The organism is Streptomyces davaonensis JCM 4913 (assembly GCF_000349325.1).
GTDB lineage: Bacteria > Actinomycetota > Actinomycetes > Streptomycetales > Streptomycetaceae > Streptomyces > Streptomyces davaonensis.
In genome coordinates this window covers 3,387,162-3,400,240 of record NC_020504.1, presented here as the reverse complement: position 1 = coordinate 3,400,240, position 13,079 = coordinate 3,387,162, and the positions used below count along the sequence as shown (strand labels likewise).

12 protein-coding genes are annotated in these 13,079 nt (G+C 69.5%); 3 read left to right on the top strand and 9 right to left on the bottom strand.

The annotated features are described in order from the left end of the window. Positions 1-4: 4 nt before the first annotated feature. Positions 5-1,030, top strand: coding sequence for an ATP-dependent 6-phosphofructokinase (locus BN159_RS14580; protein ID WP_015657746.1), 1,026 nt, complete (start codon positions 5-7; stop codon positions 1,028-1,030). Positions 1,031-1,047: 17 nt separating this feature from the next. Here the strand turns inward: BN159_RS14580 and BN159_RS14575 are convergent, their stop codons facing one another. The 6 genes from BN159_RS14575 to BN159_RS14550 all read right to left on the bottom strand — a co-directional run bounded on the left by BN159_RS14575 (position 1,048) and on the right by BN159_RS14550 (position 8,108). Beyond that, complete coding sequence (locus BN159_RS14575) at positions 1,048-1,779, bottom strand: helix-turn-helix domain-containing protein (protein ID WP_078598803.1); 732 nt, start codon at positions 1,777-1,779, stop codon at positions 1,048-1,050. A 285-nt stretch (positions 1,780-2,064) separates the two neighbouring features. After that, positions 2,065-2,898, bottom strand: coding sequence for a carbohydrate ABC transporter permease (locus tag BN159_RS14570; protein ID WP_015657744.1), 834 nt, complete (start codon positions 2,896-2,898; stop codon positions 2,065-2,067). 5 nt (positions 2,899-2,903) lie between these two features. Beyond that, the gene (locus tag BN159_RS14565) at positions 2,904-3,776 is read right to left on the bottom strand and encodes a carbohydrate ABC transporter permease (protein WP_015657743.1); all 873 of its coding nucleotides are present in this window, start codon (positions 3,774-3,776) and stop codon (positions 2,904-2,906) included. A 22-nt stretch (positions 3,777-3,798) separates the two neighbouring features. After that, positions 3,799-5,157, bottom strand: coding sequence for an extracellular solute-binding protein (locus BN159_RS14560; RefSeq protein ID WP_086016431.1), 1,359 nt, complete (start codon positions 5,155-5,157; stop codon positions 3,799-3,801). Positions 5,158-5,227: 70 nt separating this feature from the next. Beyond that, positions 5,228-7,129, bottom strand: a complete 1,902-nt coding sequence (locus BN159_RS14555; protein WP_015657741.1) for a tetratricopeptide repeat protein — start codon at positions 7,127-7,129, stop codon at positions 5,228-5,230. Positions 7,130-7,247: 118 nt separating this feature from the next. Then, positions 7,248-8,108, bottom strand: a complete 861-nt coding sequence (locus tag BN159_RS14550) for a 5'-methylthioadenosine/S-adenosylhomocysteine nucleosidase (protein WP_015657740.1) — start codon at positions 8,106-8,108, stop codon at positions 7,248-7,250. Positions 8,109-8,154: 46 nt separating this feature from the next. Here BN159_RS14550 and BN159_RS14545 point away from each other — a divergent pair, with 46 nt between their 5' ends. Then, positions 8,155-8,688 (top strand): hypothetical protein, encoded by a 534-nt coding sequence (locus BN159_RS14545; RefSeq protein ID WP_015657739.1) that lies wholly within the window; start codon positions 8,155-8,157, stop codon positions 8,686-8,688. Here the strand turns inward: BN159_RS14545 and BN159_RS14540 are convergent. Together BN159_RS14540 and BN159_RS14535 are read right to left on the bottom strand one after the other, a co-directional pair. Continuing rightward, entirely contained in the window at positions 8,685-9,371 is a 687-nt protein-coding gene (locus BN159_RS14540) for a response regulator (protein WP_015657738.1), read from the bottom strand. The two genes, BN159_RS14545 and BN159_RS14540, sit on opposite strands and share 4 nt — an antisense overlap. Further along, the gene (locus BN159_RS14535; protein ID WP_015657737.1) at positions 9,368-11,017 is read right to left on the bottom strand and encodes an ATP-binding protein; all 1,650 of its coding nucleotides are present in this window, start codon (positions 11,015-11,017) and stop codon (positions 9,368-9,370) included. Before BN159_RS14535 ends, BN159_RS14540 begins: the two co-directional genes overlap by 4 nt. A gap of 121 nt (positions 11,018-11,138) precedes the next feature. Between BN159_RS14535 and BN159_RS14530 the strand changes: the two genes are divergently transcribed. After that, entirely contained in the window at positions 11,139-12,554 is a 1,416-nt protein-coding gene (locus tag BN159_RS14530; RefSeq protein WP_041821350.1) for a cation:dicarboxylate symporter family transporter, read from the top strand. A gap of 62 nt (positions 12,555-12,616) precedes the next feature. Here the strand turns inward: BN159_RS14530 and BN159_RS14525 are convergent, their stop codons facing one another. Beyond that, complete coding sequence (locus BN159_RS14525) at positions 12,617-13,066, bottom strand: MarR family winged helix-turn-helix transcriptional regulator (RefSeq protein ID WP_015657735.1); 450 nt, start codon at positions 13,064-13,066, stop codon at positions 12,617-12,619. Between the last annotated feature and the right edge of the window lie 13 nt (positions 13,067-13,079).

The following is a 13,079-nucleotide window of genomic DNA, read 5'->3' as shown; positions in this document are numbered from 1 at the left end:
CACGATGCGTATCGGAGTTCTCACCGCAGGCGGCGACTGCCCCGGCCTGAACGCAGTGATCCGGTCGGTCGTGCACCGCGCCGTCACCCAGTACGGCGACGAGGTCATCGGCTTCGAGGACGGCTACGCCGGACTGCTGGACGGCCACTACCGCACCCTCGACCTCGACGGGGTGAGCGGCATCCTGGCCCGCGGCGGCACTATCCTCGGCTCCTCCCGCCTGGAGCGCGACCGGCTCCGCGAGGCCTGCGACAACGCTCCCGACATCGCCCGTGACTTCGGCATCGACGCGCTGATCCCGATCGGCGGCGAGGGCACCCTGACGGCCGCGCGCATGCTGTACGACGCCGGGCTGCCGGTGGTCGGCGTGCCGAAGACCATCGACAACGACATCTCCTCCACCGACCGCACCTTCGGCTTCGACACCGCGGTCGGCGTGGCGACGGAGGCGATGGACCGCCTCAAGACGACGGCGGAGTCCCACCAGCGCGTGATGGTGGTGGAGGTCATGGGCCGCCACGCGGGCTGGATCGCCCTGGAGTCCGGCATGGCGGCCGGCGCCCACGGCATCTGCCTGCCCGAGCGCCCCTTCGACCCGGCCGACCTGGTCAAGATGGTCGAGGAACGGTTCGCGCGCGGCAAGAAGTTCGCCGTCATCTGCGTCGCCGAGGGCGCCCACCCCGCCGAGGGCTCCATGGACTACGGCAAGGGCGAGATCGACCAGTTCGGCCACGAGCGCTTCCAGGGCATCGGTACGGCCCTGGCGTTCGAGCTGGAGCGCCGCCTCGGCAAGGAGTCCAAGCCGGTCATCCTCGGTCATGTCCAGCGCGGTGGCGTACCCACGGCGTACGACCGCGTGCTCGCGACCCGCTTCGGCTGGCACGCCGTGGAGGCCGCGCACCGCGGTGAGTTCGGCCGGATGACCGCGCTGCGCGGCACGGACATCGTGATGGTGCCGCTGGCCGAGGCGGTCACCGAGCTGAAGACGGTCCCGAAGGACCGGATGGACGAGGCGGAGTCGGTCTTCTAGGACCTGGTTCCAAGCCTTCAGACCGCGCCCGGGGAACGATCACTGATCGTGGTCCAGAAATGGTCCACGATCCGGTCCAGGTACTCCCGGCCCGCCGCGCTGGTACCGCCGTCACCGCCCCAGCTGAGGGTGGCCACCATCTGGCCGTGGTACTCCCGGTGCAGTTCCTGGAGGGCGTCCTCCACCAGCCGCCGGTCCAGCGGCACCAGCTTGCCGATCGGGCGGACGTACGCCTGCCAGCGCGTCGTCACCGCGCTGCGCAGCAGGTCGGCGAGTCTGGCGTCCCGCCCGGTGACGGTGACGAAGTCGGGGAGCGTGAGCCCGAGCAGCTCGGCGAGGACGGAGGCCTGCCGCTCGGTGCCGCGCCAGTCGTCGCTCTCCTCCATCCGGAGGTAGGCGTGGAGTTCGTGTCCCACGGCACGGGCCACGTCCTCCGGCGCGAGCCCACGGGACATGCGGTGCTCCCGCAGGCTCCGTGGACGGCCGAGCAGCTCACCGGGCGAGCACCACAGCACGCCCGCGAGGGCGGCGAGTTCGGGGTTGCTGGGGGTGGTGACCCCGCGCTCCCAGGCGGTGACGAGGTCCGGGGTGACATAGGGCAGCCCGTACGAGACCCGCATGCCGTAGGCGACATGCTCGGGGCCCATGTTCAGGGCGGCACGGAGTTTTCTGGCGGCGGGGGCGTTGAACGGGGGAGTCGGTGGACTGGGCTGGTTCGGTCGAGCAGGCGGTCGGCGCACGCGCCACAAGCTAGGGGCGCACGGGGGTGGTGACTACGGTCTGTTCGGCCAGGATTACGGATTGTAGGAACGTACGGTTCCGGCCGGTGTGGCGGGGTGGGGGAGGCGGCCGCGGGATCCCCTCGGTGGACGGCTGCCGGGAAGGGCAAGGTCAGCGGGCATATTCGGGAATCCGGGCGGGTGGCGCCCCGGTGGATGGCCCATCTTGCGTTTCGTCCAGGTGGGCGTGGTTCGAAGGTGCGTGCGGGGCGGGTGGGCGGCTCAATTCGTACGGACAGGGATGGGGTAAAGGCCTCACCCCTTGACCGCCCCGCTCAGCGCGAAGCCTCCCCCCATCCGCCGGGCCACTGCCACGTACAGCAGGATCACCGGCGTCGAGTAGATGACCGAGAACGCGGCCAACTGCCCGTAGACCACCGTTCCTCGGTTTCCGAAGAACTCGTTGATGCTCACCGCCGCCGGCATCTGGTCCGGGGTGAGCAGCAGCATGAAGGGGACGAAGAAGTTGCCCCACATCATGACGAAGGAGAACACCGTCACCACCGCCACTCCGGGGCCCATCAGCGGCAGCACGATTCGGAGCAGGGACTGGAAGGACGACGCTCCGTCCGTCCAGGCCGCCTCCTCCAGTTCCTTCGGGACGCCGTCCATGAAGTTCTTCATCAGCCAGATGGCGAAGGGGAGTTGAGAGGCGGCGAAGAAGAAGATCGTGCCCTGCATCGTGTCGATCAGGTTCACCCGGACGAACAAGGCGTACACCGGGACCATCACGGCCGTGATCGGCAGGCACGTCGCGAAGAGGATCGTCAGGAGGAACGGGCGGTTCAGGCGGGAGCGGAAGCGGGACAGGGGGTAGGCGGCGAGGGCTGCGCAGATCACCGTCAGGAGCGTTCCGCCGCCGCACAGCAGCAGGCTGTTCAGCAGCGGTGTGAAGGTGATGTCGTCGGTCAGGACCGCGTCGAAGTTGTCCCAGGTCACGCCGTCCGGGAGCTTCACCGTCAGGTCTGCCTGCGGGTCCAGCGACGACAGGATCACCCACGCCAGCGGCAGCACGAACGCCGCCGCCACCGCCAACAGGCCCAGGTCGGCGGCCAGGCGGCGAGTCGTTCTGCGGGATCGGGATCTCACGGGCCTCACACCTCCGTCCGCAGCAGACGGAGGTAGACCACCGAGAACAGTGAGCCCACCACCAGCAGCAGCAACGCCACCGCCGTGCCGTAGCCGATCATGCTCTTCTGGAACGCCTCCTCGTACATGAACAGGGGGAGCGTCTGGCTCTTGCCGCCAGGACCACCCCTCGTCATCACCCAGATCAGGCCGAAGACGGAGAGGGTCTGGAGGGTGATCAGCATCAGGTTCGTGCCGATCGAGCGGCGGATCATCGGGAGCGTGATGTGCCACAGGCGGCGCCAGCCACCCGCGCCGTCGACTTCCGCCGCCTCCGTGATCTCCCTGGGGATCTCGTTCAGGGCGGCCGAGTACACCAGCATCGAGAACGCCGTACCCCGCCAGACGTTCGCGAACGACACCGCCAGGATCGGCAGCGTGAACAGCCAGTTCTGGGAGGGGAGATGGAGCCAGTCGAGGATGGCGTTCAGGGTTCCCTCGCGGCGGAAGAAGGCGTAGAGGAGGAAACCGGCGACCACCTCCGGCAGCACCCACGCCGCGATCACTATCCCGCCCGTCAGCGTGCGGACCGGCTTCGACGCGCGCTGCATCAGGGCGGCCAGGGCCAGGCCCAGGGTGTTCTGGCCGAGCAGCGCGGACACGACGGTGAACACGAGTGTCAGCCATACGGCGTTCAGGAACGCCTCGTCCCCGAACGCCGTACGGAAGTTCTCGAATCCGACGAACGACTCCTCGGCCTGGCCGGTGAGTTGGAGGTCGGTGAAGGCGATCCAGGCGCAGTAGGCGATCGGACCGGCGAGGAAGAGGAGGAGCAGGACGACGGCAGGGGTGAGGGGGAGGGCGCGGGTGAGGGGGAGGGCGCGGGTGAGCCTCCTCATGCGCAGAGACCTGCGTGGGGACTCACTTCTCGATCACCTGGTCGTCCGTCGCCGTCTTCAGCTCGTTGTCGTAGTTCTCCGCCGCTTCCTCCACCGACGCGTCGCCCGTCGTCACGCCCTCCATCGCCTCCTGGACGGCCGTGGAGACCTTCGGGTACGCCGGATACGCGGGCCGGTAGTGGGTGCTCGCGACCAGGTCCGTGAAGAACTTGATGCCGGGCTGGGCGTCGGCGTACGCGGGATCGCTCGCGACGTCCTCACGGACCGCGATGCCGGAGTTGGCGACGTACCACTTCTGGGCGTTCGCCTTGGTCTGCATCGTTTTGATGAAGTCGAAGGCCAGGTCGGGGTTGGCCGCCTTGGCGGGGATCGCCCAGGTCCAGCCGCCGGACATGCTCACCTTGCCGGGGTCCTGGCCGTGCTGGGTCGGCATCGCGGCGAGGCCCAGCTTCTGCGACCACTCCGGCCACTCGTGGCCGCTGCCCTCCAGCCAGTCCTGCGGGAGCCAGGAGCCGTCGAGGTCGATGCCGAGCTTGCCCTGGGGGAGGAGTTCGCCGCGCACGCGGGTGCCGAAGTTGGGGTCGAGGGCGTCTTCGACCTCGGGGCCGAGGTTCTCCTTGTAGACCGTTTCGACGAAGGTGAGGGCGTCCTTGAAGCCCTGGCTTCCCGCTATCCACTTCTTCGCCGACTCGTCGTAGAGGCGGTCCTCGGTGCCGTACAGCAGCATCTCGAAGCCCTGCATGGTGGCTGCCTCGCCCGCGGGCTTGCCCGTGTAGACGTTCAGAGGCGTGACGTCCGGGACCTTCTCCTTGATCGTGCGGGCCGCGTCGAGGACGTCGTCCCAGGTCTTCGGCTGCCATTCGGCCGGGAGGCCGGCCTTCTCGAAGATGCCCTTGTCGTACCAGAGTCCGCGGGTGTCGGTGCCGTCCGGGACGCCGTACGTCTTGCCGTCCTGACCCTTGGCGGCGGCCTTCGCGGTGTCGATGAACTTGTCCCAGTCCGGCCATTCGGCGAGATAGTCGTCGAGCGGCTTCAAGTACCCGCTGGTGATGTCGGAGTTGATGAGGAAGGTGTCCTCGTAGACCAGGTCCGGGGCGGTCTTGGGGGAGCGGAGCATCTGCTGGAGCTTGGTGTAGTACTCCGAGTCCGGGGCCTTGATGGGGATGAACTCGACCTTCTTGTCCGGGTACTTGTCCTCGAACTCCTTCTTGATGTCCTCAAGGAAGGCGTCCATCACCTTGATGTTGTTGTCCGTGGACTGCTTGTAGGAGACCTTCACGGTGTCCGGATCGCTTCCGGAGCCGGATCCGCAAGCGGTGAGGGTGGTTGCGGCGGCGAGGGCTGAGGCGAGGATTAAGGCGGCGGTGGGGCGCACGGGCATGACCTCCTGCGGGCTCACGTTGGTGTGGCGCGGGGATGGCTGCCCGGTGAACGTAGGTGGAGTGGTCTAGTCAGGTCAATGCGTCTGCGGCGGATTGGGCTTCGGCGGCGTCGGCGGGGGCGTTGGCCCGGGTGTAGGCGTCGGCGGCTTGGAGGTAGTGGGCGCGGGCTTCGGAGGGACGGTCGGCACGTTGATGGGCAAGGCCCAGGTTGTACAGGGTGTGCCCCGCCCCGTACCAGTCCTCGAACTCGGCGCAGATCGCCAGGTCTTGGCCGTATGCCTCGATCGCTTCATCCGTTCGGCCTGCACGTTCCAGCGCGTTGCCGAGGTTGTTCCACGCAGTGCCCTCGCGATGGCGGTCGCCGACTGCCTGGTACAGGTCGCGAGCGTGGGAGTGGGCGTCGATGGCCTCCTCCGTCCGCCCTGCCTCCTTCAGGGCGGTGCCGAGATTGTTCAAGGCCATGGCCTCCTCTGTGCGGTTACCGACACCTCGACTCAGGTTGCGGGCGCGGGCATGGGCGTGGATCGCCTCTTCGATACGGTCTGCCCTCATCAGGGCAAGGCCGAGGTTGTTCCAAGCCGTGGCCTCGAAAGTGCGGTCACCGGTGGTCTCCATCAGCTCGCGGGCGCGAGTGTGGGCCGCGATGGCCTCCTCCACCCGGTCCATGTATCGCAGGGCGAGACCCACGTCGTTCCAGGCGCCGCTCTCAAGAAAGAGGTCCTTTGCGCCTTGGGCGGCCTCCAGCGCGGCCCACGCCACGGTGAGGCAGTCGTCGTGGTACCGCCGCCAGCGCAGGAACACCCCCAGGTACGTGGCCAGTCTTACCACCCGCTGAACGCTCCCAGTCTCTGACGCCCATTTCACCGCCGCCACGAGACCTGCCCGCTCCGCGTCCAACCACGTCAGCGCCTGCCTGCGGTCCTCGAACCGCTCCGGCTCGGACATCCCCGGCAACCACCGCAGCCGATCGTCAGCCGCATTCGCCCACCGCAGGTAGTACCCCAACAACCGCTCCCGCCCCGCCTCCCCTTCCTCCTGTGCCACAGCGCTCACCCCGAACGCCCGCACCAGGTCATGCACCCGCCACCGCTCGCCGGACTGCACCGCCGACACCAGCGACGCGGCCGCCAGATCCTCCAGCAGCCGTACCACCACCCCCTCTTCACGATCGGCTAGCGCCGCCAACGCCTCCGTCCCGCAGTCCGCCCCCGGCGCAAGGCACAGCAGCCGCAGCAACCGAGCCTGTTCCGAACCCAGTCGGCGGTACGACGTCTCCAGCACCGGACGCAGAACCAGTGACCGCCCGTACAGATCCGTACCGGGGCTGCCGTTGTCGAGGACGGCCGTGGGGTCACCGGCGTCTCTGATCTCGGTCACCAGAACGGCGATGGAGCGGTGCCGCCGCCTCCGCAGCATCGCCGCCGCGATCTGGAGAGCGAGCGGCAAATGGCCGCACAGGAACGCCAGTTCGCGGAGTGCGTCCGGCTCCCGCCCCGGCCGGTCGTCCCGCTCGTCCGCGTCGTGCAGGGCCCGCGTCACCAGGGCCACGGACTCCTCCGGATCCAGCGTCTCCAGGTCGATCAGGCGTACCGGAAGGGAGTCAGGCCGGTCCCGCGAGGTGATCAGGACCCGGTGCCGGTCGGTGCCTGGCAGGAGGTCCAGGAACTGCGCCGGATCCGACGCGTTGTCGAGGATCAGCAGCGTCCGCTCGCGCCGCTCGGCGAGCAGGGCGCGGTACACGTCGTACTGCCGGGCCGCAGTAGACGGCAGCTCGGGCCCCTGCACGCCGAGCGCGTCCAGCAGCGCCAGTACCGCCTGGTCGGCGGTGACCGGGTTGTCGTCGTAGCCGCGCAGGTCCACGAACAGCGTGCCGCCGGGGAACCAGCCCCGCCCGCGGCCCCGATGCGCCGCCTCCACCGCCAGCGCCGTCTTCCCGATACCGCCCATCCCGGTCACGGCGAAGATCAGCACCGCCTCGCCGGTGGCCTCCGGCGCCAGTTGTCCCAGCAGCCGTTCCAGTTCGGAAGAACGGCCCGTGAACCCCAGCGGCCGTGGTGGCAGCGTCGTCGTGGCCCGAGGTACCGGACCCCTACCGGTCCCGGTCGACCCGCTTGCCGATAACGGGCCCGTTGAAGACGCCGCCCCGGAAGTCGATGTGGTCGCCGCCGTATTGGGGACCCTCCTTGGAGTCGGAGGAACCCCCGGAGGAGCCGGCGGACCCACCACGCGGCCGGTGCTTGCGCAGCACCGCCACCGCGACCTCCGCCGCCTGAGCCGCGGCCCGTTCCTGTGAACCGCCCTCGTCCTCAAGGGATTTGTCGGGGTTCGCCCGGTCGCTGATCCCCCGGATCACCAGCGCGTCCAACTGCCCACTCACGTGCGCCGCGTGGACCGCGCCCGCGCCCTCCATCTCGATCGCGTTCGCGTCGTTGTAGGTGCGCTTGATGAACTCGGCGAACGCCGACTTCTCGTCCGTCAGCACGACATCGCCGCAGGCGATCGGCTTCAGATGCCCCCGCACCCCGTCCAGTCCGCGCAACGCCGAACGCGCCGCGTGCAGCAGCCGGTTCGATCCGTGCCACACCTCGGGGCGGGCGTGGAACCCCTCGGGCGTCACCTTGCCGCCCTGCACGGCGTACACCTTCGTGCCGATCACCACATGACCGACGGCGACGTCTTCCTTCAGGGAGCCTGCCACGCCCACGAACAGCACCGCCTCCGGGCGCAGCCAGCCGAGGATCTGCGTCGTCAGCGCGGACGCGTTCACCGCGCCCTCGCCCAACTCGGCCACGGCCAGCCGCCAGTCGGTGCCCGCGAGCCGCCCGCACTCCACACGGGTTCCGTCCTCGTGGACCAACTCCTCGATCTCGTCGCCGAGATGGGCGCGTACGGCGTCGTACTCGACGGCGAGTGCGGTCAGGACGACGACGGTGGGTGAAGTCTGCGACACGCGTTTAAGGTACTGCCAAGGAACGGCACCGGGGGAGGAAAAGTACATGGCGGAGCAAGACGTGACCCTCAGTCAACTCCTGCTCGCCGAGTACCAGACCGTCAAGGACGAGCAGAAGACCCGTATCGGCTTCCGCGACAACCTGCTCTACGTCACCCTCACCGTCGTCGCCGCCGTGATCGCCGCCGCAGCGCAGGCCGAGCAGTCCGCGATGCTGCTCGCCCTCCCGCCAGTGTGTGTCGTGCTCGGCTGGACCTACCTGGTCAACGACGAGAAGATCTCCGCGATCGGGAAGTACATACGCGACGATCTCGGGCCGCGGCTCACCCAACTCGCGGGGGCGCAGGGGGCGTTCGGCTGGGAGACCGCGCATCGCAGCGACGCCCGCCGCCGCACCCGTAAGGCCGTCCAGTGCGCCGTCGATCTGACGGCCTTCTGCGTCGTTCCGCTTGCCGGGCTCGCCGTCTACTGGAGCGCCGGGCAGACCTCCGCCGGGCTGGTCGTGGTGTCCGTGTTCGAGGCCCTTGCTCTGGTCGGGCTGGCCGCCCAAGTCGTCGCCTACGCACGGCCGTTCACCTAGGAACCGGTCACCCAGCGGTACTGGAGCTCCGGCCGCCCCACCGTCCCGTACTGCGGACTCCGCGCCGCCCGACCCGCGTCCACCAGATGTTCCAGATACCGCCGGGCGGTGATCCGCGAGATCCCCACCGCCTCCGCGACGCCCGTCGCCGTGAGGCCGTCCGTGCGGTCCCGCAGGGCCAACGTCACCCGCTCCAGGGTCGGTGCGCTCAGGCCCTTCGGGAGGGCCACCGGGCCGGGTGCGCGCAGGGTCGCCAGGGCGCGGTCGACCTCGTCCTGGCCGCTCGCCTCGCCCGCCGCCGCGTGGAACTCGGCGTACCGGACGAGCCGGTCCCGGAGGGTCGCGAAGGTGAACGGCTTCAGGACGTACTGGACGACGCCCAGGGACACGCCCTCCCGCACCACCGCCAGATCGCGCGCCGACGTCACCGCTATCACATCCGCGTGGTGGCCCAATGCCCGCAGGGAGCGGGCCAGTTGGAGGCCGTGCACATCCGGGAGATGGAGGTCGAGCAGCACCAGGTCCACCGCCGTGCGGTCCAGCGCGCGACGCGCCTCCGCGCCGGTGTGCGCCTTGCCGACCGCCGTGAATCCGGGGACCCGGTTGACGTACATGACATGGGCGTCGGCGGCGACGGGGTCGTCCTCGACGACCAGGACCCGGATCGGTTTCTCGGTGCTCATACGTCGCCTCCAGAGACTGCGCCCCCAGAAACTACGCCCTCACCGGCCGGTACGACGCCCAGGGGCAGCCGTACCTCGAACTGCGCCCCGCCCTCGGCGGCGCCCGTCACCGTCAGGGTCCCGTCGTGCCGGCTCACCGCCTGCCGTACCAGCGCCAGACCGAGGCCGCGCCCGCCCGGCCCGGCGGCCGGCTTGGTCGAGAAGCCGCGCTCGAAGACCGCCTCGGCGTGGGCCGGGTCGACCCCCGCGCCCGTGTCCGACACCTTCAGGACCAGCGACGACGACTCCGTGTACGCCGTCACCGTGACCTGTGCCCGCACCGTGCCCTGCGCCGCGTCCACCGCGTTGTCGATCAGGTTCCCGAGGATCGTCACCAGGTCCCGGGCGGGCAGCGACGGCGGCAGGAGCCCGTCGTCGAGGCGGCTGTCCTCCGACACCACCAGCTCCACGCCCCGCTCGTTCGCCTGCGCCGTCTTGCCCAGCAGCAGCGCCGCCAGCACCGGCTCGCCGACCGCCGCCACGACCTGGTCGGTCAGGGCCTGCGCCAGCTCCAGCTCGGCCGTGGCGAACTCGACCGCCTCCTCGGCCCGCCCCAGCTCGATCAGCGAGACCACGGTGTGCAGCCGGTTGGCGGCCTCGTGCGCCTGCGAGCGCAGCGCCTGGGTGAAGCCGCGCTCGGAGTCCAGCTCGCCCATCAGGGACTGGAGTTCGGTGACATCGCGCAGTGTGACGACGGTGCCCCGGCGCTCGCCGCCGGACACCGGCGAGGTGTTCACCACCAGCACCCGGTCCGCCGTCAGATGCACCTCGTCCACCCTCGGCTCCGACGCCAGCAGCGCACCCGTGAGCGACGGCGGCAGCCCGAGCTCGGCGACCGAGGTGCCGACCACCTCCTCCGAGACGCCGAGCAGCTCCCGGCCGCCGTCGTTGATCAGCGCCACCCGGAACTGCCCGTCCAGCATCAGCAGCCCCTCGCGCACCGCGTGCAACGCGGCCTGGTGGTAGTCGTGCATCCGGCTCAGCTCGGCGGCGTTCATGTTGTGGGTGTGCCGCCGCAGCCGGGCGTTGATCACGTACGTGCCCACCGCGCCCAGCGCCAGCGCGCCGCCCGCCACCCCGATCAGCGCCTTCAGCTCGTCCTGCGCCTGCTTGCTGATCTCGTCGACCTTGATGCCCGCGCTGACCAGGCCGACGATCTTCCCGTCGTCCCAGATCGGCGTGACCGCGCGCACGGACGGGCCGAGGGTGCCGGTGTAGGTCTCGGTGAAGGTCTCGCCCTTGAGCGCGTCGTCGATGTGGCCGATGAAGCGCTGGCCGATCTCGTCCGGGTTGGGGTGGGTCCAGCGGATGCCCCGGGTGTCCATGATCGTGACGAAGTCGACCCCGGTGTCCTGCTGTACGTGCAGCGCGTACGGCTGGAGCGAGGCGGTGGGGTCGTCGGTGCGGATCGCCTGCCGTACCGAGGGGGAGTCGGCCACCGAGCGGGTCACCGCCAGCGCCTGGCGGCCCGCCGCGTCCTCGGCCTGGCTCTGGTCGCTGACGTAGGTGAACAGTGCGTATCCGGCCACGAGCACCGCTATCAGCACGGCCTGCACGGCGAACAGCTGGCCGGCCAGGCTGCGGGGGCGGGGGACGGGGAAGCGCATGTCGTCAGTGTGCCTCCCGTATTAAGCGTGAACTAAATGAACGGAAGGGTGACCGCCCTCACACAGCGGGAGATAGTCACGGCATTCCTCAAAACCCCCGGACGTGAGCCGCACGCCGGTGATGCCGACGAAGACGTCAAGGAGGGCAGCCGTGGCCGCCAATTCCCCCGCAACGGCACCCAGAGCCAAACGGGACCGCACGCACTACCTCTACATCGCGGTGATCGTCGCGGTCGCCCTCGGCGTGGCCGTCGGTCTCGCCGCGCCCGACTTCGCGGTCGAGCTGAAGCCGATCGGTACCGGCTTCGTGAACCTGATCAAGATGATGATCTCGCCGATCATCTTCTGCACCATCGTGCTGGGCATCGGATCGGTACGGAAGGCCGCGAAGGTCGGTGCCGTCGGCGGTATCGCGCTCGTCTACTTCACGGTCATGTCGCTGGTCGCCCTGGGTATCGGCCTGGTCGTCGGCAACATCCTGGAGCCGGGCACCGGGCTCGCCGTCACCGACGCCGTCAAGGACGTCGGGCACGCCCAGGTCGACGCCGAGGCCAAGGACACCACCGAGTTCCTGCTCGGCATCATCCCGACCACGATCGTCTCCGCCTTCACCGGCGGCGAGGTGCTCCAGACCCTGCTCGTCGCCCTGCTCGTGGGCTTCGCGCTCCAGGCCATGGGGTCCGCCGGGCAGCCGATCCTGCGCGGTGTGGAGCACATCCAGCGGCTGGTCTTCCGGGTCCTGGCGATGGTGATGTGGGCCGCCCCGATCGGTGCCTTCGGCGCCATCGCCGCGGTCACCGGTTCCGCCGGTCTGGACGCGCTCAAGAGCCTCGCCGTCCTGATGCTCGGCTTCTACACCACCTGCTTCCTCTTCGTGTTCATCGTGCTCGCGGCGCTGCTGCGGGTGGTCGCCGGCCTGAACATCCTCACGTTCTTCAAGTACCTGGGCCGTGAGTTCCTGCTGATCCTGTCCACCTCCTCCTCCGAGTCCGCCCTGCCGCGGCTCATCGCGAAGATGGAGCACCTCGGTGTCAGCAAGCCGGTCGTCGGCATCACCGTCCCGACCGGCTACTCCTTCAACCTCGACGGCACCATGATCTACATGACCATGGCGTCCCTGTTCATCGCCGACGCCATGGGTACGCCGATGTCGGTCGGCGAGCAGATCCCGCTGCTGCTGTTCCTGCTGGTCGCCTCGAAGGGCGCGGCCGGTGTGACGGGTGCGGGTCTGGCCACCCTCGCGGGCGGTCTCCAGTCGCACAAGCCGGCCCTGGTGGACGGCATCGGCCTCATCGTCGGCATCGACCGCTTCATGAGCGAGGCCCGCGCCCTGACGAACTTCGCGGGCAACGCGGTGGCCACGGTGCTGATCGGCACCTGGACCAAGGAGATCGACCGCGGCCGGGTCGACCAGGTGCTGGCCGGTCAGCTCCCGTTCGACGAGAAGACGCTGCTCGACGACGGACACGAGACGTCCGCCGATGCGTCGGCGGAGGTGCCGGAGCAGGGCGGCGAGAAGGAACTCGCGAAGGCTTAGGCCCCGCCCTCGATGGACCCCGAGCGGTCAGGCACTCCCCCCCGTTGGCCTGACCGCTCGGTCTATTCGCCCCCGCCGGGTGCCCAGGGATCGGTGATCTCCCTGAGCAGAGTGAGCGCCTCGCGCAGCTGCCTCATCCGCAGCCTGCCGAGGTGCTCTTCCCATTCCCGCTCGACCTGCGCGACCACGGCGTCGGCGACCTCCTTGGCCGCCGACGCCTTTTCCGCGACGCAGACCAGGCGGGCCCGCCTGTCGGTGGGGTCCGGTACGCGCCGCACGTACCCGGACTTCTCCAGCTGGTCGACCAGGAACCCCGCCGTCTGCTTGGTGACCTGCGCCTGCTCGGCCAGGTCGGTGAGCCGGGTTCCGTCGGGTCCGATGCGCTGCATGACCCGGGCCTGGGCCGGGGTGAAGTCGTCGAAGCCTGCCTCGGCGAGGGCGGCGAAGACGCGGTTCTCCAGGGCACGGTAGGGGAGGAAGAGCAGTACGCCGGTGTTGAGCTCGCTTGACACCAGTCAGCCTCTC